The organism is Meridianimaribacter flavus, from assembly GCF_004366715.1.
In the GTDB taxonomy this organism is placed as follows: Bacteria; Bacteroidota; Bacteroidia; order Flavobacteriales; family Flavobacteriaceae; genus Gaetbulibacter_B; species Gaetbulibacter_B jejuensis.
The window spans coordinates 151,619-177,286 of record NZ_SOQZ01000003.1; the positions used below are offsets into that span (position 1 = coordinate 151,619).

Below are 25,668 nucleotides of genomic sequence, written 5' to 3' on the forward strand. Positions count from 1 at the left end.
AGAAATATTTTTTTGAAATGCCCTCAAACACATTCCACGATTTTTTAGAACGCATTAGTACAAAACCACTTCGAGTACTAGATGCTTCAATTTCAAATTCACAGTACATTCCTTTAGATCTTTCTAAACACAATACCTTACTGCAATCGGTTGATGTATCTTCATCTTCAAAGCTTGAAGCATTTGTCAATACGCATATAAGCAAGCATAATGGGTTGGTTGCCTTTGGAGGTTATAACGAAGTGCGAAACATTTACCAGCGTAGTACACATTTTAACGAACAAAATCCACTAACCGAACGCAACATTCATTTAGGAATTGACCTTTGGATTGCTGCTGGTACAGAAATTCTTTCGCCTTTAGATGGAGTAGTGCATAGTTTTAAAAACAACACCAATTTTGGAGATTATGGACCAACTATCATTTTAAAACACGCCATCGATGGAAAGGTTTTTTATACTTTATATGGACATTTAAGTACTACGTCAATTGAACAGTTAAGTGTAGGACAACAGTTTAAACAAGGAGAACAATTAGCAACACTTGGCGATGCTACCGTAAATGGCGATTATCCTCCGCACTTGCATTTTCAAATTATAAAAGATATTGGTGAGTATCTAGGTGATTATCCAGGAGTAAGCTCAAAACAAGATTTAGAGTATTATTTAAGTAATTGCCCAAACCCAAATGTGTTGTTGAAACTGGAGTAATTTTTTGAAGGGTTCGTTTAACGGTTTGTGTATGATTACTGGCGTGTTTAAGCACCTAATTTAGCAAATACAAACCGAATAGAAAATCCGCGAGGATTTTCGTAAGCAAGCTCGAACTAGCCATTAATTATACACGGTGTTGTAAAACGTTTTTTTATTCAGTTAATTTTTCAATTATATTATCTAAAATTTTTGAATCCGATTGATTTTTTAAATAAACAAAATTCGGCGCCATTACATTGCCAATTCCTAAAATGCCGTATTCAGGATTGAACAAAATAGGTCCAGTTCCGTCGGTTTCTGGTTCTTGCATTTCGTAATTCACGAATTCAGTTTTGGAAAGCGAAAGTCCTTTAAAATTCTCGCTATTTTTTGGAATGTATTTCCACATTGCAAATTTTAATATTTTAGTTTTCGGAATGTAAAACACATCCATATTTTTACTTTCGTCAGTCAAATTTTGATATTTGTATTTGGTTATAGTATCTCTAATTTCAATTGTCAGTTTGTAGTTTTCTGTTCTTTTTAGAGAATCAAAGTCGAACACATAAAGAGTTCTGTTTTCAGTTATAATTCCTTTTTTTGAATTGGAACAAGAAACTGAAATCATTACAATAATTAGTATTTGGAACGCTTTTTTCAAATGTTTTACAAATAATAAAGATATGGACAGTTAAACGAAGGTCGACTATTTTTATAAAAAAGGTTAAGCTTTTGATAAGTTATATGTTTAATGAATGGCCTTTAAGCTTTACATCTCATCAATAATTTTTTCAATAAGTTCAGTGGTTATTTGATAGTTTTCTCCACTTGATTTAGCAATGTCAATAGATTCCTTTGCCATTTTTAAAGCTTTGGTGTAATTTCCAGTTTTGTATAACAACGCAGCGTATGTATCAGTATTATGGGAATTTCGGTCTAGTTCAATTGAACGTTCTACAGCTTTAATAGCTTTTAATAGAATTTTGATGTCACTATAATTTTCGTAGGCATTCCAAGCTAAACTGTTTAAGCTGTTAGAGGAGTTCCAATATTTGTCAATATTGGATTGACTAAAGTCGTCAAGATCAATAGTGTTTGATGAACTAGAAGCAACAGCGCCACCCATATGTTTTAGAATCAAGTCTTCCATTTCAGCTTTACTCATTGCGCCTTCAACAACTTCTAAATTAGAGCTGTTTTTAAGGAAAAAATACGTAGGCATTGCTGTAACATTTAACGCATCATCTACTTTGTTTTTATCAACATCAACTTTATAAAAGTCAACTTTATCTTTATATTTTGCTTCTAACTCTTTAATGATAGGTTCCATGCGCTTACATGGTCCACACCAAGTAGCATAAAAGTCTAGTACAATTAATCTGTCGTTATTAACAAGAAGCTTTGCTTCAGCGTCATCATCAGTAAGTTCTGTTTGAGCAAATGACATCGTGATGCTTAATAGCATCATTAAAATAGAGGCAGTTTTTTTCATGGTTTTGATTTGGTTAGAGTTATTGTCTTTAAAAAAAATGATTATTTAGCGGAACGAATATCGTTTATTTTTTTTAAAAAACAAATTATCAAAGAGTTACTCTTTGTAAAAATGTCCTTTTACACCTTTTACTCCAGGAACAGCTTTAAATACTGAACCAGCTAATGGAAACTGTTTTAGTTGTTCAGTACCCATATCTTTGGTTGCTGTGGTAATGTAAAGCGTGTCTAGGTTTTTACCACCAAAGGCACAAGATGTTACATTAAGCGCAGGAACTTCAATTTTTGTAATCAAATTACCAGTTTTAGGGTTAAAGCACCCAACAGCACTTCCATTCCATAAACCAACCCAAAGGTTATCGTGTTCATCAATGGTCATTCCGTCAGGATAACCAAGTGTATCACTCACTTTTACTGCAACACGTTCATTTGATATAGCTCCTGTAGCATCATTATAATCGTAAGCTTTTATTTCGCTTGTTGGCGTATCGATATAATACATAGTGGTTTTGTCTTTGGTCCAAACAATTCCGTTGGATATAGTAACACTATCTTTTTTTAAAATGGCATTTTGGTTGTTGTCCAACATATACAGTTTTGCAGCGTGTGGAGTTTCATCAAAGGCAATAGAACCTACCCAAAAACGACCACTTGGGTCACATTTTCCATCATTAAAACGATTGGTAGTTATAGCTTGTTCTACATCTGAAAGTAGTTGTAAATCTCCTGTGTTCGTGTCAATACTGTAAATCCCATCTTGTAAAGCTGTAATGGCTTTGTTGCTTTGAGTTGAAGGAACAACTGTCCCAATCATGGAAGGCATAGATAAGCTTTTATTGGTTTTGGTTTTAGGGTTGTAAATATGTAATGTTTTACCTTGAATATCTACCCAATAGAGTTCTTGGGTGTTGTAGTTCCAAAACGAGCCTTCTCCTAATTTTGATCGTATTTGGTATTCTAAAACAGCTTTGTGTTTTAATGTGTTACTAGTGTTTAAAGCTGTTGTTGTAGCTTCTTTACAACTGATTATTGATAAGGCGATACAAAAGAGTAGAGAAGTTGTTATGGTTTTAATCTGCATTTTCAAGTTTGTTTTGGTGATAAAAATACTCAAAAACCGTGGTTTTGATTACTAGTAAATGCGCAATCCCTTGTACTATATTTATACAAATAAAAAGTCCTGACACATAAATGTATCAGGACTATGATAAACTATTTATAAGGTTTTACTCTTCAATCAAAACCCATTCACCTTTAGCAATTAAGGGTTCTGCTTGTTTGTATTTTACAGTTTTATTTTCACCACTCATAACGTGTTTTATAGTGACTTTATCGTTACGACCAATTTTTGGTTTATCACGAACAATAGTTTCAATAACTTCTGGTTGACGTTGTGTGTTACCTGCAGCTCTGTTTTGCGCAGAACGCTCATCCATATTTGGAATTTCTTCTTTAGAAGTTTCAAGATTTTCTTTTCTTCTAGCTCTAGCTTCCTGAATGGTGTTTTGCGTTTCTGTAGGTAATTCACCTTTAAACAAGAATGAAATCACATCCTTATTAACTTGGTCTAGCATTTGCTTAAACAATTCAAAAGCTTCAAACTTATAGATTAATAAAGGATCTTTTTGCTCATGAACAGCTAATTGTACAGACTGTTTAAGCTCATCCATTTTACGTAAGTGCGTTTTCCAAGAATCATCAACAATAGCCAAAGTAATATTTTTTTCAAAATCGTTGATAAGTTGCTTACCGTTGGTTTCGTAAGCTTTTTCTAAATCGGTAACTACTTGTAAGTTCTTTACACCATCAGTAAAAGGAACAACGATACGCTTAAATTTATCACGTTGGTTTTCGTATACATTTTTAATTACAGGGAATGCAATTTCTGCATTACGCTCCATTTTTTCACGATAATGTTCAAATGCCGCTTTATAGATTTTCCCTGCAATGTCTTGAGTTGAAAGTTTAGAAAACTCTGCTTCAGTAATTGGCGAACTCATTGAGAAGTATCTAATAAGCTCAAACTCGAAGTTTTTAAAGTCGTTAGCGTCTTTGTTGGTTTGTGCAATACCTTCTGAAGTATCGTAAATCATGTTTGCCAAATCCACTCTTAAGCGCTCACCAAATAATGCGTGGTGACGACGTTTGTAAACCACTTCACGTTGTGCATTCATTACGTCATCATATTCTAATAAACGTTTACGAACACCAAAGTTGTTTTCTTCTACTTTTTTCTGAGCACGCTCAATAGATTTTGAAATCATAGAATGCTGAATTACTTCACCTTCTTGTAATCCCATTCTATCCATCATTTTCGCAATACGCTCACTACCAAATAAACGCATTAAGTTATCTTCAAGAGACACGTAAAATTGCGAACTTCCTGGATCTCCTTGTCGACCTGCACGACCACGTAACTGTCTGTCTACACGACGCGAGTCATGACGCTCAGTACCAACAATAGCTAATCCACCAGCAGCTTTTACGTCTTCGCTTAACTTAATGTCAGTACCACGACCAGCCATATTGGTGGCAATGGTTACTTGTCCTGCTTTACCAGCTTCAGCAACAATATCAGCTTCCTTTTTATGCAATTTTGCATTCAGGACATTGTGAGGTACTTTTCTAATGGATAACATTTTTCCTAAAAGCTCACTAATTTCTACTGATGTGGTACCAATTAGTACTGGACGACCAGCTTGCGATAAGGCGGTAACTTCATCAATTACAGCATTGTATTTTTCACGTTTGGTTTTGTAAACCAAATCTTCTCTATCATCTCTTGCAATAGGTTTGTTGGTTGGGATTTCAACCACGTCCAATTTATAGATTTCCCAAAACTCACCAGCTTCGGTAACAGCTGTACCTGTCATACCAGAAAGTTTGCGGTACATTCTAAAGTAATTTTGAAGTGTAACCGTTGCAAAAGTTTGAGTTGCGTCTTCAATTTTTACATTTTCTTTGGCTTCAATAGCTTGGTGAAGTCCGTCGCTATAACGACGACCATCCATAATACGACCTGTTTGCTCATCAACAATCATTACTTTGTTGTCCATAACAACATATTGAATGTCTTTTTCAAACAAAGCGTACGCTTTAAGTAATTGGTTAAGCGTATGAATACGTTCAGATTTTACACCAAAATCTCTAAAGAGATCTTCTTTAGCTTCAGCTTCTTCTTCTTTTGAAAGACCTTGGGCTTCAATTTTAGCAATTTCAACACCTATTTCAGGCATCACAAAAAAGTTTGGATCATCTTCACCTGAAAGGAATTCAACACCTTTATCAGTTAATTCAACCTGATTGTTTTTTTCATCGATAACATAGTAAAGCTCAGCATCAATTTTTGGCATTTCTCTATTGTTATCCTGCATGTAGTAGTTTTCAGTTTTTTGAAGGAGTTGTTTAATCCCTTCTTCACTTAAAAACTTAATTAATGCTTTGTTTTTTGGCATACCTCTGTACACTCTCAACAATAAGAAGCCACCTTCTTTAGTGTCGCCTTCAGCAATTAATTTTTTTGCTTCGGCAAGAACACCAGTTAGCATTTTACGTTGTACACCAGCAATATTATCAACTTTTGGTTTTAACTCAGTAAACTCATGTCTGTCTCCTTGCGGAATTGGACCAGAAATAATTAAAGGTGTACGTGCATCATCAACCAATACCGAATCCACCTCATCCACAATAGCGTAGTGATGCGGACGCTGTACCAAGTCGTCTGGTGAGTGTGCCATATTATCTCTTAGGTAATCAAAACCAAACTCGTTGTTTGTACCATAAGTAATGTCTGCCATGTAAGCTTTTTTACGAGCAGCTGAGTTAGGTTGGTGATAGTCTATACAGTCAACACTTAAACCATGGAACTCAAAAATTGGAGCCATCCACGCGCTATCACGTTTTGCTAGATAGTCGTTTACAGTAACTAGATGAACACCTTTTCCTGCTAATGCGTTAAGGTAAACAGGTAGGGTTGCAACAAGAGTTTTACCTTCACCAGTTTGCATTTCGGCAATTTTACCTTGGTGCATTGCTACACCACCAATAAGCTGTACATCGTAATGTACCATATCCCAAGTGATGGCTTTGCCAGCAGCATCCCAAGAGTTTGACCAAATTGCTTTATCGTCTTCTAAAGTAATGTATTCTTTACTTCCTGAAAGTTCTCTGTCAAACGTACTTGCAGTTACAGTAATTTCAGTATTGCTTACAAAACGCTTAGCGGTTTCCTTAACTACAGCAAAGGCTTCAGGTAGTATGTCGTTAAGTACATCTTCAGTAACTTGGTAGATGTCGTCTTCTATTTTATCGGCTTCAACGTAGATGTCTTCTCTCTCGTCAATATCTTCAGTAGTTTCGGCTTGTTTAAGGAGTTGTTCCTTTTTTTCTAGAAGTGGTTGTCTCGCTTCTGCTATTTTAGCTTTAAAAGCATCGGTTTTGGCTCTTAATTCATCGTGTGATAATTGTTCAAGAGCACTTGCAAAGGTTTTAATCTTATCAACAATAGGTGTAATGGATTTTACATCTTGTTTAGATTTATCACCTACAAATACTTTTAAAACTGAATCTAAAAAACTCATATGTAGTCTATTTTTTATGAGACCGAAGTAATACGGTCTTAAGTTGTTATTGTAATCTTTGGTTTGCTTTAGTAAGGCTTACAAAGATAGGGTTTGTGTTATGTTTTTTAAAAGGATAGTCCACAAAAAAAGTCTCATTATGAGACTTTTTAACTATTCTTTTTGATTTTGTTTAATATTCGTCCTCGTTCCAGAGGTAGTCCTCATCCGTAGGATAGTCTGACCAGATTTCTTCAATAGAATCATAAGAATCACCTTCATCCTCAATAGCCTGCAAGTTTTCAACTACTTCCAGAGGCGCTCCTGTACGGATGGCGTAATCTATTAATTCGTCTTTAGTTGCTGGCCAAGGTGCATCACTTAAATAAGATGCTAGTTCTAGTGTCCAATACATTTCTTATGCGTTTTAATTTTTTGCAAAAATAAATTTTTAGTTCAAAAAGTCAAGAAAAAAATGAATTATTTAATGTTTTGTTTAAACTGAGTACGTTACAAAGTGTTTTGTAGTGCTTTTTTTACAGTTTAAATAGTACATTGTCATTAATCAAAGAGCGTATAACTATTTGCTAATTCTTGAACTTGATAGTATCAATAAAGCAAAGTTTTTTAAATACCCAAAAAATGTTACGATTCTTTTTTCGGAATCCATTTTACTTCTTCGGCTTGCAAGTCATAAGTCAACTTTCGTGCCAACACAAAAAGGTAGTCAGATAAGCGGTTTAAATACATTAAAGTTTCCGATTGAAAAGGTTCTAAGTCATTAAGTGCAGACGCTAAACGTTCGGCTCTACGGCACACACAGCGTGCAATGTGACAGAATGACACGGTTTGGTGACCTCCTGGTAATACAAAGTGTGTCATTTGTGGTAACGCAGCATCCATGGTGTCCATTTCTTGCTCTAGAGTAGTAATATCTTCTTCAGAAATTTTAGGAATGTTTAATCGAGACTTTCCGTTTTTTAAAATAGCCTTCTCAGGGTCGGTAGCCAAAATAGCGCCAACAGTAAATAAGCGATCTTGTATTTGTATTAATACGTTTTTGTAGTGTGTATTGATGTCTTGGTCTCTAAGCAGGCCAATGTAGGAGTTTAACTCATCAACAGTGCCATAGCTTTCAATTCTTATATGGTGTTTTGGTACTCGTGTACCACCAAACAGAGCTGTTGTGCCTTTGTCTCCGGTTTTTGTGTATACTTTCATATTTTAAACTTTCAGGGTTTACTGAATTACAAGAGGTAGGTGTGCTAAACCGAATCTTGGAATTTGCAAATGCAAGGTAAGATTTAAAAGTTCTATTGGAAAATTGTAAAGGATGTTTTAACGTCTAAACCGACGTTTATTAAACATAGTGTCTTTATTACGACGTTCCCTTAAGCGTTGATTGTTTGTGAAAATAGTTTTAACAAGAATAAAAGCACCAACTAAAATTAAAAGTATCCAAAGCATGACAATTAGTTTCTAGTATCACTTTCAATAATACCATCACGTAAACGAATAACGCGTTTTGCATGAGCAGCAATATCTTCTTCGTGAGTAACCATTATAACGGTATTTCCTGCTTTGTGTATCTCATCAAAAAGATTCATGATTTCGTATCCGGTTTTAGAATCTAGATTACCTGTTGGCTCATCAGCAAGTATTATAGAAGGCTTGTTAACCAAAGCTCTACCTACAGCAACACGTTGACGTTGACCACCAGAAAGCTGATTAGGTCTGTGGTCCATTCGGTCAGCAAGACCTACATCGTTTAGTACTTCTTCGGCTCTTGCAACACGTTCTTTTTTAGAAGCACCAGCATACACCATAGGTAATGCTACATTGTCTAATGCTGTGGTACGTGGTAAGAGGTTAAAAGTTTGAAAGACAAAACCAATTTCTTTGTTTCTAATATCAGCAAGTTCGTCATCACTCATTTTGCTTACATCTTTTCCGTTAAGGTTGTAAGAACCTGATGTTGGTGTGTCTAAACAGCCTAATAAGTTCATAAGCGTGGATTTTCCTGATCCAGAAGGTCCCATTATAGCGACATAATCTCCGCGTTCAATGTCTAGGTCGATGCCTTTAAGAACATGTACGGTTTCCTGACCTAATTGAAAATCTCTAACAATATCACGTATTTCTATAACGTTACCCATTATCACTTTTTTAGTTGAACTATAGTTGCTATGCAAGATACATATTTGCGATTAATATGACGCTAAAACAACAATCTTGTTACAGTCTTATGGTAAAATGTTCTTTGGCTTGCTCTTTTCTAAAAAACACAAAGCCCCAAAAAAAGGTGTCAATAGTTACTGTGACTTTAGGATGTTGCTTTATAGTTTCCCAAGCTTCAGTCATACCTCTAGACCAATAGATATCATCAAAAATAAAGACAGTATCGTTTGTAGCTTTTGGTAGTAAGGCTTCAAAATAGTGCAATGTTGCATCTTTAGTATGGTTGCCGTCAAAGAAAATACAATCGTAGTTTGAAGTTTTTAAAAGCGGAATCTGCTCGTCGAATGCTCCATAAATGATAGTAATATTTGGTTGGTTGGTAAATCTTGTTTTTGAAAGTAGCGCTAGGTTAGGGCAACCTTCAATGCTTGTAAGTGTTGCATTAGGATTTCCAAGATGTAATGCATGGGTTGCTATGCCAACCGATGTTCCAAGTTCAAGTATAGACTTAAATTTAAAATAATGCGATAACCTGTAAAGCAGTTTAGCACGTTTGTAAGTAGTGCCTGATGTTTTTGCAATGGCACATATTTGTCGAGTATTAGATGTTGTGCGTTTAGATCCAGAACCTAAATCGGTTACTGAAACTAAACTGTCATTTCTCAGTAGACTTTGTCTGTAGGATTTAAGCTTTTCGTAGTCAGGATAGTTAGTAGTGTCGTAAAAACATTTAGTAACCAAGTCAAATACAAAAGGCGAGTGTACACCATGTTGGTTGGTGGATTTAAATAAGAATTTTATATATTGAATCACTTGATGCATACGAGTCTTGCGTCTTAGGATTCTAGTTTTTCTGAGAGTTCAAACCACCTGCTTTCTTTGGTAGCAATCTCATCAATAATGTCTTGAAGCGATTGCGATAACGCATTGATTTTATCTTGAGATAAGCTTGTGTCGTTAAACTTAGCTTCAAGTGCTTTTTTATCAAGTTCTAAAGAACGAATCTTACTTTCAAGGTTTTTGAGTTCTTTTTGCTCGTTGTATGAAAGTTTTTGTGCCTCGTTTTGCTTTTGGCTTTCTGTAACTTTAGTAGTTTCCTTAGGTGAAGTTTCAGGAGGAGTAGAGCTTTCGTAAACCCTATAATCGGTATAATTTCCTGGGAAATCAGTAATGGTACCATCGCCATTAAACACAAAAAGGTGGTCTACAATTTTATCCATAAAGTAACGGTCGTGAGAAACCACAATTAAACATCCTGGAAAGTCAAGCAAAAAGTCTTCCAACACATTTAAAGTCACAATATCCAAGTCATTAGTTGGCTCATCCAGAATTAAAAAATTAGGATTTTGAATAAGTACAGTACATAAGTACAGACGCTTTTGTTCACCACCACTAAGTTTTTCAACAAAGTCGTATTGCTTCTTTCTATCAAATAGAAAACGCTCCAAGAGTTGCTGTGCACTAATTTGACGTCCTTTTTTTAACGGGATGTACTCACCAAATTCCCTAATAACATCAATGACTTTTTGTTCAGGTTTTATTTTAATCCCTGATTGCGTGTAATACCCAAACTTTACGGTGTCACCAATAACAACTTTACCTGAGTCGGGAGCTATGGTTTTGGTTAGCATGTTAAGGAATGTGGATTTTCCGGTACCATTTTTTCCAATAATACCTACACGTTCACCTTTTTTAAAGACATAGTCAAAGCCGTTAAGAATAGTTTTGTTTTCATAGGCTTTTGAAACTTTGTGTAGTTCCACAATCTTACTACCAAGGCGTTCCATGTTGAGTTCCAATTGCACTTGGTGGTCTTTTCGGCGTTGGTGCGCTTTGGATTTTATATCGAAGAAGTCGTCAATTCTAGATTTTGATTTCGTGGTACGCGCTTTAGGTTGTCTGCGCATCCATTCTAACTCCTTTTTGTACTGTTGTTTGGCTTTTCCTGTTTCAACTTCTTCAGAAGCAATTCGAGCTTCCTTTTGTTCTAAATAGTAGGAGTAGTTGCCTTTGTAGGTGTAGAGTTTGCCATGATCTAGTTCAATAATTTCATTACAAACGCGCTCCAAAAAGTAGCGGTCGTGTGTGACCATAAACAGTGTCATTTGCGCTTTTGCAAAATACTGCTCTAGCCACTCAATCATTTCAAGGTCTAAGTGGTTGGTTGGCTCATCTAGAATAAGTAAATCAGGTGTATTGATAAGCACTTTTGCAAGAGCTAAACGCTTTTTTTGACCACCAGATAGTTTGCTGATGCTTTGATGGATATCTTCTAGCTTTAACTGAAACAGAATTTGTTTGTACTGCACATCAAACTCCCAGGCATTATGGATGTCCATTTGTTCAAAGGCTTTTTGGTAGGCTTCAGTGTCCTCAGGGTTTTGTAAGGCCTTTTCATAATTGGATATGATGTTGAGTATGGGTAGGTCTGCATTAAAAATGGCCTCTTCAATAGTTTTGCTGTCCCCAAAGTTTGGGGTTTGCGACAAGAAGGAAACCCGTAACCCATTACGCATAATCACCTGACCCGAATCAGGGCTGTCTGCCCCTGAGATGATATTAAGGATAGAGGTTTTTCCGCTGCCATTTTTAGCAACGAAAGCTATTTTTTGATCTTTATGGATACTAAAAGAAATGTCACTGAAGAGTTCCAGTACTCCATAAGATTTTGAGATATGTTCAACGGTTAAGTAATTCAAAAGTCATTTTTTTGCAAATAACGGGATAATCCTTAAAAAAAGAAGGAATAGTTTTGATATTCCTGTTGATGGATTATATTTGTGAGGCAACAAGTTACGCAACTATGAATAGATGTTTACTGCTAGTGTTACTCATGGCAATTGGTTTTACCTCTTGTATTCCACATAAAGATACACTGTATTTACAAACTAAAGATGAGTCGTCTTCTGATACACTTCAATTGGCTAAGGAACAACCTAAACCTTACAGGGTGCAAATTAACGATGTGTTAAACATTCGAATAAAGGTGCTTGATCAAAATAATGCCTCTATTTTTAATCCTATAAGTGAAGCAGGTGTGTTACAAGCTACAAGTGAAGAGCGTGCGTATTTTGATGGCTTTACAGTAGATGATCATGGGAATATACGTTTTCCACAACTAGGAAAATTAAATGTTTTGGGGTATACGCTTGAAGAGATACAAGGTATGATTGAAGAATTGCTTTTAAAAGAACAGTTTAAAGAAACCGCAAATATTTTTGTGAGTGTAAAGTTAGCAGGGTTGCGATATACAACTATGGGAGAAATTGGTAATACAGGTGTGCAGGTTATCTTTAAAGATAAAGTAAATATTTTTGAGGCTATTGCTAGTTCAGGGGAAATACCAGTTACAGGTGATAAAAAGGATGTTTTGATTATACGTCAATATCCTCATGGTCAAGAAATCCATCATGTAGATCTTACTGATATTAAGGTAATGGATTCACCATACTACTACATTATGCCTAATGATATGATTTATGTAAAACCCCTTAAGCAAAAATCTTGGGGAACAGGAACTACAGGTCGTGAAACTTTAGCTTCTATTGTAGCGGTAATGTCTCTTGTTACAACCACTATTTTATTAATTAACAGACTCTAGAAATGTCGAGTGAGGAATATTACGATATAGACGACACCGTAGAAAAAGGCTTAAGTTTTGATTTTAAAGGGTTTTTGTTTAAAGCCTTAAATCTTTGGAAGCTAATTGTTTTATCTATTGGTATTGGTCTCATTGTGGCCTACTGGATTAATGTTAGAAAACAAAATGTATATAAATTAGAGTCGTTAATTTCGGTTGAAAACGAACAGAATCCTTTTTTTACAGCCAATACAAGTATCTCCTTTAATTGGGGAGGTGTCTCAGGAAAAGTAGGTAAAATAATGACAACCATTAATACGAGGCGACACAATGAGTTAGTTGTTGATTCCTTGCAGTTTTATTTAAATTACCTTGTTGAAGGGAAGTACCGAAAAGTAGATATCTATAAAGATGCTCCTTTTGTTGTTAATATAGATCAAAGTAGAGGGCAAATCCTTGGACAACCTATTCTAATTCGATTTCTTACTGAAACAGAATATGAGGTAGTGATGAATTTTGAGTCTGGTAGACGACAAGTGCAGCGTTACCTTGATAAAGCAAAGTATTCGGTTGATGTTCCAGTAGGAGAGTTTAAACAACAATTTAAATTAGGAGAACCAGTTAAGTTGCCATTTCTAAATGCAACATTAACACTACGTCCCAATAAACGCACACTGCCAGGAACAGAGTTTTATATTCAGTTTTTGAATTTTGATAGTGTTGTAAATAGTTATAAAAATGCAGTAGATATATCGCCTTATTCTAAAGAATCCTCATCAGTATTGAAGTTAGCTATGAGTGGTTTTAATAAAAGTAAAATAGTAGACTATTTAAATACCACAACAGCAATATTAAAGCGTACTGAATTAGAGCGAAAAAACCAATATGCCACTAATACCATTAAGTTTATTGATAGTAGTTTAAATGCGGTAAATATTGATCTTAAAGACGTTACAGATGAGATGAACGACTTTAGGAAGAAAAATAAGGTGTTTGATGTTAATCGTGAAATGACAGAAACCCTTAGCAAGCTAAGAGGGTATGATACCGCAAAGGAAGCAGAAGAAACTAAATTGAACTATTTAGATGCGCTTGAAACTTATTTAAGAACTAAAACTGGTGACTACAGTAAAATAGCAGCACCAAGCTCTGTAGGTATTTTGGAAGGTAATATCGTGTCAGGAGTGAGTAAAATTATTGCGTTATCTGTTGAGCGTCAAAATCTTGAGTATGTAGCTAAAGAAGGTAATGTGTTATTTAATGATATTGATCGAAAAATAGACTCTGAAAAGAATGTGTTGTTAGAAGCTATTGATGCTACTAAATACACCATTAGCTCTAACATCAATACAATAAATAGAGAGATATATGCCCTAGAAGCTGAGCTTAGCAAACTCCCTGAAGACCAACAAGAGTACTTAAAGATTGAGCGTAAGCTTAATTTAAGTCAACAGGCCTATGATGTATATTTAGCTAAGCGAGGAGAAGCTGCTATTGTTAAAGCAGCTAGTGTTTCGGATATTTCAGTTATTGATGAAGCTAAAGATATTGGAGGAGGGCTAATAGGTCCAAATAAGAGTCTTAATTATATGATGGCTTTAATGCTTGGGTTCTTCATTCCGATGTTTTTAATTTTTGTACTCTTTTTATTAGATAACACCATTCATGGGTCGGATGAGGTTGTACAGCTTTCTAAAATTCCAATTTTAGGACTGATTGGAAAGTATAATTATAAGAACAATTTAGTTGTTTTTGAAAAACCTAAGTCTGCAGTAGCGGAGTCTTTTAGAGCCATACGGTCTAGCTTGCAATTTATTTATAGCAAACAAAAAGGGGGTAATGGACGTACCTTAATGGTTACGTCTTCAGTTAGTGGAGAGGGAAAAACGTTTTGCTCCATTAATATGTCAACAGCCTATGCCTTAAGTGGTAAAAAGACCGTTTTGTTAGGTTTAGACTTGCGTAAACCAAAGATATTTGGTGATTTTAATATTGCGAATGATAAGGGTATTGTTAATTATATTATTGATGAAGCTACATTAGAGGATGTAAAGTTTAAGACTGAAATTCCTAATTTGGAGATTATCCCTTCGGGACCTATACCACCAAACCCTTCAGAGTTATTAATGAGTTCTAAGCTTAGTAATTTAATAACCTCTTTACGCGAAGACTATGATCTTATTGTTCTTGATACACCTCCTTTAGGTTTAGTTACAGATGCGCTGCAATTAAGTTCATTTGCTGATGCAACAATATTTATGATTCGATTGGATTATACTAAAAAAGGAATGTTGCAACTTGTAAATGCAAAGCATAGAGCAGGCGAACTTAAAAACATAAGTTTTGTGCTTAACTTCTATAAGCATAAAACCAATCACAACTATGGTTATGGCTACGGTTATGGCTACGGTTATGGATATGGAGTTTATGGTAATGCTTATCATGAAAGTGATAATGCTTCTGTCTGGACTAAGTTTAAAATGTTTTTAAAACGCATTTAGTTTGATTACTAAACCTCAGCTTAGAATAAAACGATGTTTTGACTTTCTTTTAAGCATCCTGATTTTCCCTTTTTTGATTGTGCCTATTTTGGTCTTGATTTTAATATCTAGTATAGATACTCAGCAATGGGGCGTGTTTTCTCAAAAACGTGTTGGTCAAAACGGTAAGCTTTTTAAAATATATAAAATTAGGACTTTAAAGAAAGAGCCTCATTACTTAGGGCGTTTGCATCAAAGTGCTACAACGTTTGGTGGCTTTTTACGAAACAGTAAGTTAGATGAGTTGCCGCAGCTGTTTAATGTGCTCTTTGGTCATATGAGTTTTGTGGGGCCGCGACCAGATGTTCAAGGATTTGCTGATGAGTTAATAGGAGAGGATAGAGTTATTTTAAAAGTTAAACCAGGTATTACAGGACCCGCTACAATAAAGTATAAAGATGAAGATGTGCTTTTGGCAATGCAGTCTGACCCAGAAACTTACAATAGAACGATTATTTGGGTAGATAAGGTTGAAATCAATAAAAAATACGTGCAGAATTGGAGTTTTTCTTTAGATTTGAGATATATTTTACAATCAATAAAACTTAAATGATGCCCAAAACAGATAGAATAACCATTATAGGACTTGGTTATGTAGGTTTACCATTAGCAGTTGAATTTGCTAAGCAATATCATGTTGTAGGTTTTGATATTAATGCTGCTAGAATTGCTGAACTAAAAGAAGGGAACGATCAAACCTTAGAAGTAGAAACGGATGAATTAAAAGCGGTACTTACTTATGATGAGCATGCTGAAAAAGGATTGTTTGTAACATCTGATAAGGATATGATTGCAGGGTCTAACATTTATATTGTTACTGTGCCAACACCTACTGATGCTTTAAACAAGCCTATATTCACACCTTTGGTTAAAGCCAGCGAAACTGTTGGCGCTGTACTAAAGCAAGACGATATTGTAATTTATGAATCTACTGTATATCCAGGTGTGACTGAAGATATTTGCGTGCCTATACTAGAGCGTGAATCAGGGCTAGTGTTTAATACAAGTTTTTTTGCTGGATATTCTCCAGAGCGAATTAACCCAGGGGATAAAACTCATACAGTAACTAAAATATTAAAAGTGACTTCAGGGTCTACTCCTGAAATCGCTAAGCGAGTAGATGATTTGTATAAGTCTATTATTACTGCAGGAACACATTTGGCGCCTTCTATTAAGGTGGCAGAAGCAGCAAAAGTGATTGAAAACTCCCAAAGAGATATTAATATCGCCTTTGTGAATGAACTCTCAAAAATATTCAGACTCTTAGATATTGACACGCAAGCAGTGTTGGAGGCTGCAGGAACCAAATGGAACTTTTTAAAATTCACTCCAGGTTTGGTTGGAGGTCATTGTATAGGTGTTGACCCTTATTATTTGGCGCAAAAAGCTATTGAGAGTGGTTACACTCCTGAGATTATATTGGCAGGACGAAAAATGAATGACAGCATGGGTAGCTATGTGGCTTCAGAAACAGTGAAGATGATGATTAAAAAAGGAGCAACCATTAAGGGGTCTAGAGCTTTGGTGTTAGGTATTACCTTTAAAGAGAATTGTCCTGATATTAGAAACTCACGTGTTATTGATATTATACGAGAGTTTCAATCGTATCAAGTTGATGTAGATGTGTATGATCCTTGGGCATCCAAAAGTGAAGTAAAGCATGAATATGGATTAGATTTGTTGTGTTCTGAAGCTGAACTGTCTGATGCTTATGAGGCGATTATATTAGCAGTGTCTCATAATTCATTTTTAAGTTTGGATATTAGTCAATTGAAATCAGATATTGGGGTTGTGTTTGATGTAAAGTCCTTGTTGCCTAAGGTATTAGTTGATGCGAGGTTGTAAGTGAGGAATGAGACGTGAGAAGTGAGACGTGAGGAGTGAATAGTGAGTAGTGAGGAGTGGAAAGTTTGGAGGGCTTCGATAGGCTCGACTGACAATAAGTATAGAACATAACAATGCAGTAAACAATACAAAAACATGTACGAAAACGCATATCATACCCAAGATTTATCTAAACTGTCTTTTTTAGTTACCGGAGGCGGAGGTTTTATAGGCTCTAATCTGGTGGAATATTTACTAAAATACAATGCTAAAACCGTTAGGGTACTAGATAATTTTTCCAATGGGTATAAAGAGAATTTAAGTGAGTTTGTGTCTCACTCTGCTTTTGAACTTATTGAAGGAGATATTAGAGATTTGGATACCTGTAAACGGGCTATGAATGGTATAGATTATGTGAGCCATCAGGCAGCTTTAGGCTCAGTGCCACGATCAATTAATGATCCTGCTACAACCAATGCGGTAAATATTACTGGGTTTTTAAATATGATGATAGCACTTAAAGAAAGCACTACCGTTAAGCGCATGGTATATGCAGCCTCTAGTTCGACTTACGGAGATAGTAAGAACCTACCTAAAGTAGAAGGTATTATCGGTAATCCCTTGTCACCTTATGCAGTGACTAAGTATGTTAATGAGTTGTATGCTAATGTGTTTGGTACTACCTATGGTACTGATGTTATCGGGTTGCGTTATTTTAATGTCTTTGGGCCCAAGCAAAGTCCCAATGGTGCTTATGCTGCAGTAATTCCTTTGTTTATGCAGGCCATTAAAGATCAAAAGTCACCAACCATCAATGGTGATGGTAAGCAAACACGCGATTTTACTTTTGTGGACAATGCAGTGCAAGCCAATGTGCGAGGTTTTTTTGCTTCAGAAGCTGCCAAGAACCAAGTGTTTAATGTAGCTTGCGGTGAACGTATTGATTTAAACTACTTGTGGGGTGCCTTAAAAACTTCAGCCCAATCTGATGTGGAGGCTATTTATGGACCGCCACGATTAGGTGATGTAAGAGACTCCTTGGCTGACATTAGTAAAGCCCAAAATTTATTAGGTTATGCTCCACAGTTTACCGTTAGAGAAGGTCTAAAGGTTACTTTAGACTGGTTTATGGGTTAGTATTGTGTTATCAATCAGTAGTATAGGTTTTTTCTTTCAATATTTTTGTTATATTCGTCTAAAGTATTCGTTGACAATCTGTTAATAGACTGTTACGAACTGGAAAGCTATTAATCATACTTACTGAAACGCATACATGGCAAAACTATTAATTACTGGAGGGGCAGGTCAGTTAGGAAGCGCTTTGGCTTCTAAATTGGCACAACACCCTGAACATTTTATTTTATGTGTAGATAATCTTTCAACAGGAAAATTAGAAAAAGTACCCAAAACCGATAACGTTAAGTTTATAAAAGCAGATATTAATACCTATGAAGATATTGTGCCCATTTTTGGACGTTTTGATTTTGACTATGTATTTCATTATGCAGCAGTAGTAGGGGTTGAACGTACTTTGGAGCATCCTATAGATGTTTTGGATGATATAGAAGGAATAAAAAATATACTGTCCTTGTCCAAAAACTCAGGTGTGAAACGCGTGTTTTATTCCAGTTCTTCTGAAGTGTATGGAGAGCCATTTGAGATTCCGCAGAATGAACAAACAACACCTTTAAACTCTAGACTGCCTTATGCTATAGTAAAGAATGTGGGTGAAGCCTTTATGAAAGCCTATGCTAGAGAATATCATTTAGACTATACTATTTTTCGTTTCTTTAATACTTATGGCCCTCAACAAAGTCAGGATTTTGTGATTCCGCGTTTTGTGAAGTTAGCTCTTAAGAATAAACCGATATGTATTAATGGTCCTGGTGACCAAACCCGTTCGTTTTGTTTTATAGATGACAATGTAGACACTTGTATTAAAGCTTTTGAAGAGAATCTATATGTGAATGACGTTTTAAATATTGGTAACGATTTAGAGATTAGTATTATAGATCTTGCTAAACGTATTGTTCAGTTGTCAGGGTCGTCCTCAGAGATTGTGCACTTGCCTGCTTTAAAGGAAGGCGATATGAAACGTCGGTGTCCTGATATTACCAAGATGAAAGCAGTACTAAACAGGGAGTTGGTATCTATAGACGAAGGCTTACAAGTGATGATTAATTATTACAGGAGTTTGTAATAAATTACGTAATTCCCTTAAGTTTAATAGGTGTTTTAGTATATTAGCTTCAAACAAGAACAGTATAACTACGCTTTGCATTAATGGCTTTAGAAACAAGAGTTTATCAAAAAGAACGTACTATAAAATTTGGTGCTTTACTTAAAGCGAGTTTGGGAGATATGTTGCGCTCGCGTTTTTTAGCGAGACAATTGGCAGAACGTGACATTAAAGCCCAGTACCGACAATCTTACCTTGGAATTATTTGGGCTTTTGTAATGCCTATAGGTACTGCTTTGGTATGGATTTTTTTAAACAATAGTGGTACTGTTCGCTTGTCGGATACAGGTGTGCCTTATCCTGTGTATGCCTTTTCAGGTACATTGATATGGTCTATTATGGTGGCAGCAATTAATTCGCCAATGCAAAATACAAATGCTGCAAAAGGAATACTTACCAAGATTAACTTCCCTAAAGAAGCCTTGTTGCTTTCAGGGGTTTATAAACTGTTGTTTGATAGCTTTATTAAGCTTTTGCTTTTAGTGTTTTTTGTGTTTGCCTTTGGGGTTGGGTTTCATTGGAGCTTACTGCTAGTGCCTTTTGCTATTTTGGCAGCTGTTCTTTTTGGGACTACCGTAGGGTTGTTTTTAACGCCTTTGGGGCTACTGTATAAAGATATTGGTAAGATTATTACGTTTGGTATGCAGTTTTTAATGTATGCTACTCCTGTAGTGTATGCTATTCCTGATGCTGGACTTATGAGAACGGTTATGATGTATAATCCTATAACGCCTATTATTTTAACCACGCGCGATTTGGTAGTTGGGTTTTCGCCAGAGTTTTTAAGCTACTTTATAGTGGTTATTGCTGCTTGTGTGCCTTTATTGTTTTTGGGGTTGGTGATGTATCGTATTGCGATTCCAATTATTGTGGAGCGGTTGAGTGCGTAGGGAGACGTGAGGAGTGAGTAGTGAGGAGTGAGACGTGAGTAGTGAAAAGTGAGTAGTGAAAAGTGAGTAGTGAGACGTGAGGAGTGAGACGTGAAAAGTGAGATGTGAGGAGTGAGAAGTGAGACGTGAAAAGTGAGTAGTGAAACGACTATCCGATTCACGATTCACGACTATGCGATTTTCGATTCACGATTATGCGATTCACGATAAAATATTAAAGAAAATAAAGATATGAATCATAAGGATTTAGATGTGTGGAAGAAAAGCATGGACCTAGTGGTTGAGGTTTATGACTGGACGACATTGTTTCCTGATGAAGAAAAATATGGTTTGATTTCGCAAATGCGTAGAGCTGCTGTTTCTATTCCTTCCAATATTGCTGAAGGGAGTGCTAGAAAAAGCGATAAGGAGTTGTTGCAATTTATAAATATTGCTTTAGGTTCTGTTGCTGAATTGGAAACACAGTATTTAATTGTATTGCGTTTGAAGTTTTCAGAGCCTAATACTATTTTAAATGATTTGTTGATTGATGTGAAACAACTATTGTTGGGATATAGGAATTATGTGAGGAGGAAGACGTGAGGAGTGAGTGGTGAGTAGTGAGACGTGAAAAGTGAGTAGTGAGACGTGAAAAGTGAGTAGTGAGACGTGAAAAGTGAGTAGTGAGACGTGGAGGCGTGAAAAGTGAGTAGTGAGTAGTGAAACGACTATCCGATTCACGATTCACGACTATCCGATTCACGACTATCCGATTCACGACTAAACGATTTTAAATTAAATAACTAATGAGTAACATACAACATAATAACGAGGTTCTTGTTAAGGTTGAGGGTTTGAGCAAAAAGTTTTGCAAGGACCTAAAGACGAGCTTGTGGTATGGTGTTAAGGACTTGTTGAGTGGGATACGAGGATCGCAAGAGGAGAGCCAATTGCGAGCTAAGGAGTTTTGGGCGGTTAAGGATATTAATTTTGAGTTGCGACGCGGAGAGTGTTTGGGCTTAATTGGGCATAATGGAGCTGGTAAAAGTACGTTGCTAAAGATATTGAATGGGCTTATTAACCCTGATGCTGGTAAAGTTACCATAAGAGGGCGCGTGGGCGCATTGATTGAGTTGGGTGCAGGGTTTAACCCTATACTTACTGGGCGTGAAAACATTTATAACAATGGTGCTGTTTTAGGGTTTAGCCGAAAAGAGATTGACAGCAAGTTGGAGGCTATTATTGCTTTTGCAGAGCTTGATGAGTTTATAGATATGCCAGTGCAGCATTACAGTAGTGGGATGAAAGTGCGCTTGGGCTTTGCAGTAGCAGCCCAAATGGAACCTGATGTATTGATTATTGATGAGGTATTGGCTGTGGGTGATGTTGGGTTTAGAATGAAATGTTTAACTAGAATTGGAGAATTGCTAAAAACTACTGCTGTGATTTTTGTATCCCATACTATGCCTCAAGTTGCAAGAATAGCTAATAAAATTATTCTACTGAAGCATGGTGAATCAATAGAAAATAGTGTTAATGTTTCTAGTGGGATTGAAAAGTATTATAATGAGTTTCAAAATACTGACAAAATCATTGGCGGAAATGGTTTGATTAAGCTAAAAGAATTCAACATTTATAAAGATAATAGAGCGCTAAATAATAATGAAAAGTTTGTTAGCCTTGAATTTAATAAGTCATATGTTTTAAGATTAAAACTTAATGTGAGTCATGAAACTAGGGATTACTTTGTTAATTTCTCATTTATTGATAAAGACGCTAAGCAAGTTGCTAATTTTTATTCGGTTATTTCAAATAATATATTTAATGAAAAAGGAATAGTTGATATTACAGCTAAAATAGATAATCTAATATTGGGACAAGGAACTTATACTATTGGAGTTGCAATAAATGAGATTAAGACAAATGGGGCAAGAGGTGATATCTATTATTATGATTCTAATATAAAGTCAATTAATGTAGTAGGAGTGCCGACAGGGCATTCACCAATACAATTTTATGGAGATTGGGATTTAAATAAAATATGAAGAATAATTATATTAAAATATATTCTCACCCAAGAAGTGGGACTCATTTTTTAGAAGCTTTTTTGGCAAAAAACTTCTACCAAAATCACGACTTATCTTCGGAGGGTTCTATTTATTACGGACATTGGTCAAATAAAATATTATTAGAGGAAGGAGAGCCTTATCATAAGCTGTTTGGGTCTCATTTTTTTCCTGATAAGACTGAAATATCTGAAAAGACAATTTATATATATAGAGATGGTAGAGCAGTAATTGCCTCGCTATGGAATTCAGGGTTTTATAATACTGATTGGAAAGGTATTTCTTTTAGTGATTATTTAAGAAAAGATATTGATTGGTTTGGAGGTACAGGACAAAAAATGTATCCTAAAATGAATATTATACAACATTGGGAAAAGCATATAGATAGTTGGCTTGAATTAAATAATAGAAATATTTTCTATTTAAGTTTTGAAGATTTAAAAAATAATCCGCACAAAGTTTATAACCAGATTAATAAAAAGTTTTTCCCAATTAAATATTATAAAGAAAAAGTTTTTGGAAATACAAAAATAGACCCAATTAAGAGTAAAGTTGGTTTAAAACCTAACGCAGCAAAAATTAATAGTTGGGAATCTCTTTTCAGTAGGGATGATTTAGATTTCTTTTATTCTCAACTTACTAATAAAGATTATTTGTTTAAAAATGAATAGAAAGTTTTTTTTCTCTTGTGTATTGGATTATACGCCATTAATGGCTGTACAAAATTATATATGGCTAGTTAACTTGCTTGCTGTAGGAATTGAACCAAAGAGTATATACATACATATTGTTTCGGAGTTGCCGAAGGATTATACTTCTTATTTAGAGTCTTTAGGTGTACATCTAATATATAAGGCTGCTTTTGATCCTAAAAATAAGTATTGTAATAAATTAGTGCAATTAGAAACTTTTGTAAAGGAAGATGATTATGATTATGTGTTTTTAACGGATTGCGATACAGCGGTTATAGACATAAGTGGCATTGGTTTTGTAGATGACGTTTATGCCAAGGTTGTAGATTTTCCCAATCCACCTCTAGAAATCTTACAAGCCATTTTTGATAAAAATGAATTGCCAATTACCCAGATAGAAAGCAGTTTTCCCTTGGACGGGGAGCAATTAACTGATTGGAATAATTGCAACGGTGGTTTGTATATAATTAAAAAAGAGTTTTTAAAGCAATTAGCTCCACAATGGATTAATTATGCTAGTCTTTGTATTGAGCAAGAGAGTTTGTTTACCGATGCATATAGTAAACATGCTGACCAAGTTGGTTTTGCTTTGGCAATGAGTAGTTTAAAGAAGCAGGTGACTCATCTAGGTATAGAATGGAATTACCCAATTCATATACCTAATGTACATAATGTTCAACCTAAGATAGTGCATTTTCATCAAGAAGTAGATGAACATATGCAGGTAAAACCTAAAAATAAGAGTGAAGTTAAAGAAGCAATAGCATTAATTAACTCACGGATAAATAAAGATTTAGAAAAAGGATTAAGTAATTCTTTGTTTTGGGATTATAGATATAAAATATGTCCAAGCTTAGGGAGTGGAGTTGGGTCTAGAGGTGAGGTGCTGGAGTTAAAAAAAACATTAATTAAGCGATTGACCTATGGTAAAACATCACAGAATATAGTAGATGTAGGATGTGGCGATTTAGAGCTAATGAAAGACATGCCTTTTAAGAATTATATAGGATTAGATGTTTCTAAAGAGGCTGTAATGATTGGAAGAAATAAAAGGCCAGATTGGAGGTTTGAGGTTGCTTCTATTTCAGATGATTTAATAGAAGATGCAAATATTGTTTTTTGTTTTGATGTTTTAATACATCAAAGTGACCCTAATGTATTTAAGGAAATTGTAAAAGGGATAGTGGAAAAGGCAAATTCGAGAATAGTTATTGGAGCATACAACGAAGTTTCAGGATATACGTCTACTATTACACATTTTCACAATGCGATTATAAATGAGGTTTCTAATTACAATAAGTTTGATGAACTAGCAATTGTAAAAAAATATAGGGATGTTTCTGTCTTGGTAGGTACTGTTAATGAATATAGTCATCAACGAGATATAGGGTCTTTATATTTAAACAAAGCATATAAAGAAGTTGAACGACCTGATTTGTTGCAGTATCTTGTAGATGTGTCAAGGCATCATTTTAGCTTTTATACTGCGCATTATCCAAGAGTTTTTGAATATACATGGATATTAGAGCAGCTAGAGCATAAAGTTAATCTAAAGGTTTTAGATATAGGCGCTGGTGTTTGTCCAGTGCCAATATGTCTTAATGACATGGGAATGCAAGTCACTACAGTAGATTTACACCCAACTGTACGACATTTAAAGGATAAGGAAAATTGGAATGAATGGGGTTATTTGGACTACAGTTATTTTGAAAAGAATATTGTATCTAAACATAAAGATTTTACTAAGTATAGAACTTACAAACGATATGATTGTATTTATTCAATATCGGTTATAGAACATATGCCAAGAGAGACACGTTTAAAGATGTTAAAAAAGGCAGCAAAGTTACTAAAAAAGGGAGGTGAGTTTCTTTTGACTATTGATATTGCGCCTAATACAAATGATCTATGGAATTTCTCTGAGGGTAAACAAGTAGAGAGCAAAGAAGAACATGGCACAATTCAGAGCTTTAAAGCTGAATTGAGTGCGTTTGGTTTTAAAATTGTTTCAGAGCACATACAGAGAGATATTTATGATTCGAGAACTGATGTTTGGTATGTGAAAAGTGTTTTAATTAAGAAAGGTTTTTTATGATATCACATAAACACAAATGTATTTTTATCCATATTCCAAAAACAGCAGGAACTAGTATTAATTCTTTTTTTTACCCAAAAGTAAAGTTTCATTTCAATAATCCAGATTATGAAAGACTTTTTGGTTGGTGTCCTAAGCGTAAGCTTCATATGCAACATGCTACAGCAAAACAGCTTTTGGAAACAGAATTAGTTACAGAAGAACAATGGAGTAACTATTTTAAGTTTGTGTTTGTTAGAAACCCTTGGGATAGGGCATATTCAGATTATAATTTTGTACAGAAGTTTTCTGGAGTACAAGGTAGTTTTAAGGATTTTTTAAATAAAGCAAGTGCGTTTCATGATATTTTAAATAATTCTTCTAATAGTAATTATTTAGGAGATCATTTATTGCCGCAGACTAATTTTTTTGAAACACACGGAGTATACAAGCCTGACTATATTGGGCGGTTTGAAAATTTTTCTATGGATATAAAAAAAGTGTTGTCTTCTCTTGATATAAGTAAAGAATTTAATGTCTTTCAAAATAAAAGCGAACGAAAAAAAGATTATTCATTGTTTTATACAAATTCAGAAAAGGCATTAGTATCACAATTGTATAAAGAAGATATACTTCAGTTTGGGTATAGTTTTGAGGATAACAGAAAAGGACTTTATGTTTTGAAAAAACTAATGTGATAGAGAATGTTTAAAAAAATAAAAAAGCATATTAGGTTAAAATTATCTGTTCTTTACGAAAACCGTATAGGCGCCTTCTTTTTTAAGCAGTCTGGTTTTTGCCCTTGTTGTGAGCAGGATGTTTTGTTTGTAGCGAGGAACTCATGGTTACGAGACCATTTTAAAT

Annotated in this window: 22 protein-coding genes; 13 read left to right on the top strand and 9 right to left on the bottom strand. The window is 35.0% G+C overall.

From position 1 onward, the window contains the following. The first annotated feature begins 17 nt into the window (after positions 1-17). Positions 18-710 (top strand): peptidoglycan DD-metalloendopeptidase family protein, encoded by a 693-nt coding sequence (locus A8975_RS07795; RefSeq protein WP_134199567.1) that lies wholly within the window; start codon positions 18-20, stop codon positions 708-710. Positions 711-864: 154 nt separating this feature from the next. On the opposite strand, the gene A8975_RS07800 is transcribed toward A8975_RS07795, so the two are convergent. The 9 genes from A8975_RS07800 to A8975_RS07840 all read right to left on the bottom strand — a co-directional run bounded on the left by A8975_RS07800 (position 865) and on the right by A8975_RS07840 (position 11,619). Further along, positions 865-1,353 carry a hypothetical protein gene (locus A8975_RS07800; protein ID WP_134199569.1) on the bottom strand — a complete coding sequence of 163 codons (489 nt, stop codon included), beginning with the start codon at positions 1,351-1,353 and terminating at the stop codon, positions 865-867. Positions 1,354-1,461: 108 nt separating this feature from the next. Then, on the bottom strand, positions 1,462-2,184 hold the full coding sequence (locus A8975_RS07805) for a thioredoxin family protein (protein ID WP_243832960.1): 723 nt from the start codon (positions 2,182-2,184) through the stop codon (positions 1,462-1,464). A gap of 96 nt (positions 2,185-2,280) precedes the next feature. After that, positions 2,281-3,264: an SMP-30/gluconolactonase/LRE family protein gene (locus A8975_RS07810; RefSeq protein ID WP_134199571.1), complete on the bottom strand. Its 984-nt coding sequence runs from the start codon at positions 3,262-3,264 to the stop codon at positions 2,281-2,283. 145 nt (positions 3,265-3,409) lie between these two features. Further along, positions 3,410-6,763, bottom strand: coding sequence for a preprotein translocase subunit SecA (gene secA / locus A8975_RS07815; protein ID WP_134199573.1), 3,354 nt, complete (start codon positions 6,761-6,763; stop codon positions 3,410-3,412). 172 nt (positions 6,764-6,935) lie between these two features. Then, positions 6,936-7,157: a DUF2795 domain-containing protein gene (locus tag A8975_RS07820; protein ID WP_010177336.1), complete on the bottom strand. Its 222-nt coding sequence runs from the start codon at positions 7,155-7,157 to the stop codon at positions 6,936-6,938. Between the two features lie 230 nt (positions 7,158-7,387). Next, positions 7,388-7,963: a cob(I)yrinic acid a,c-diamide adenosyltransferase gene (locus A8975_RS07825; protein WP_129761374.1), complete on the bottom strand. Its 576-nt coding sequence runs from the start codon at positions 7,961-7,963 to the stop codon at positions 7,388-7,390. Between the two features lie 251 nt (positions 7,964-8,214). Beyond that, positions 8,215-8,898: an ABC transporter ATP-binding protein gene (locus tag A8975_RS07830; RefSeq protein WP_129761373.1), complete on the bottom strand. Its 684-nt coding sequence runs from the start codon at positions 8,896-8,898 to the stop codon at positions 8,215-8,217. A gap of 79 nt (positions 8,899-8,977) precedes the next feature. Next, positions 8,978-9,742 (bottom strand): O-methyltransferase, encoded by a 765-nt coding sequence (locus tag A8975_RS07835; protein ID WP_134199575.1) that lies wholly within the window; start codon positions 9,740-9,742, stop codon positions 8,978-8,980. A 14-nt stretch (positions 9,743-9,756) separates the two neighbouring features. Then, positions 9,757-11,619 carry an ABC-F family ATP-binding cassette domain-containing protein gene (locus tag A8975_RS07840; RefSeq protein ID WP_131508226.1) on the bottom strand — a complete coding sequence of 621 codons (1,863 nt, stop codon included), beginning with the start codon at positions 11,617-11,619 and terminating at the stop codon, positions 9,757-9,759. A 104-nt stretch (positions 11,620-11,723) separates the two neighbouring features. Here A8975_RS07840 and A8975_RS07845 point away from each other — a divergent pair, with 104 nt between their 5' ends. The 12 genes from A8975_RS07845 (at position 11,724) to A8975_RS07900 (ending at position 25,502) form a co-directional block, all read left to right on the top strand. Beyond that, entirely contained in the window at positions 11,724-12,521 is a 798-nt protein-coding gene (locus tag A8975_RS07845) for a polysaccharide biosynthesis/export family protein (protein ID WP_131508228.1), read from the top strand. 2 nt (positions 12,522-12,523) lie between these two features. Then, entirely contained in the window at positions 12,524-15,001 is a 2,478-nt protein-coding gene (locus A8975_RS07850) for a polysaccharide biosynthesis tyrosine autokinase (RefSeq protein ID WP_131508229.1), read from the top strand. A gap of 1 nt (position 15,002) precedes the next feature. Continuing rightward, positions 15,003-15,593, top strand: a complete 591-nt coding sequence (locus A8975_RS07855) for a sugar transferase (RefSeq protein ID WP_243832961.1) — start codon at positions 15,003-15,005, stop codon at positions 15,591-15,593. Beyond that, positions 15,593-16,885, top strand: a complete 1,293-nt coding sequence (locus A8975_RS07860) for a nucleotide sugar dehydrogenase (protein ID WP_134199577.1) — start codon at positions 15,593-15,595, stop codon at positions 16,883-16,885. The genes A8975_RS07855 and A8975_RS07860 overlap by 1 nt, the downstream gene beginning before the upstream one ends. Positions 16,886-17,020: 135 nt before the next feature. Then, a complete protein-coding gene (locus tag A8975_RS07865) occupies positions 17,021-18,001 on the top strand; it encodes an SDR family oxidoreductase (protein WP_134199579.1) in 981 nt (326 codons plus the stop codon). A gap of 136 nt (positions 18,002-18,137) precedes the next feature. Beyond that, positions 18,138-19,064 carry an NAD-dependent epimerase/dehydratase family protein gene (locus A8975_RS07870; protein ID WP_134199581.1) on the top strand — a complete coding sequence of 309 codons (927 nt, stop codon included), beginning with the start codon at positions 18,138-18,140 and terminating at the stop codon, positions 19,062-19,064. Between the two features lie 83 nt (positions 19,065-19,147). Beyond that, positions 19,148-19,993: an ABC transporter permease gene (locus tag A8975_RS07875; protein ID WP_134199583.1), complete on the top strand. Its 846-nt coding sequence runs from the start codon at positions 19,148-19,150 to the stop codon at positions 19,991-19,993. 231 nt (positions 19,994-20,224) lie between these two features. Next, on the top strand, positions 20,225-20,575 hold the full coding sequence (locus tag A8975_RS07880; protein WP_134199585.1) for a four helix bundle protein: 351 nt from the start codon (positions 20,225-20,227) through the stop codon (positions 20,573-20,575). Positions 20,576-20,778: 203 nt separating this feature from the next. Beyond that, the gene (locus A8975_RS07885) at positions 20,779-22,017 is read left to right on the top strand and encodes an ABC transporter ATP-binding protein (RefSeq protein WP_134199587.1); all 1,239 of its coding nucleotides are present in this window, start codon (positions 20,779-20,781) and stop codon (positions 22,015-22,017) included. Further along, positions 22,014-22,709, top strand: coding sequence for a sulfotransferase domain-containing protein (locus A8975_RS07890; protein WP_134199589.1), 696 nt, complete (start codon positions 22,014-22,016; stop codon positions 22,707-22,709). The genes A8975_RS07885 and A8975_RS07890 overlap by 4 nt, the downstream gene beginning before the upstream one ends. Beyond that, positions 22,702-24,825 (top strand): class I SAM-dependent methyltransferase, encoded by a 2,124-nt coding sequence (locus A8975_RS07895; RefSeq protein WP_134199591.1) that lies wholly within the window; start codon positions 22,702-22,704, stop codon positions 24,823-24,825. The genes A8975_RS07890 and A8975_RS07895 overlap by 8 nt, the downstream gene beginning before the upstream one ends. Next, positions 24,822-25,502, top strand: a complete 681-nt coding sequence (locus tag A8975_RS07900) for a sulfotransferase family 2 domain-containing protein (RefSeq protein WP_134199593.1) — start codon at positions 24,822-24,824, stop codon at positions 25,500-25,502. Before A8975_RS07895 ends, A8975_RS07900 begins: the two co-directional genes overlap by 4 nt. Positions 25,503-25,668: the final 166 nt, after the last annotated feature.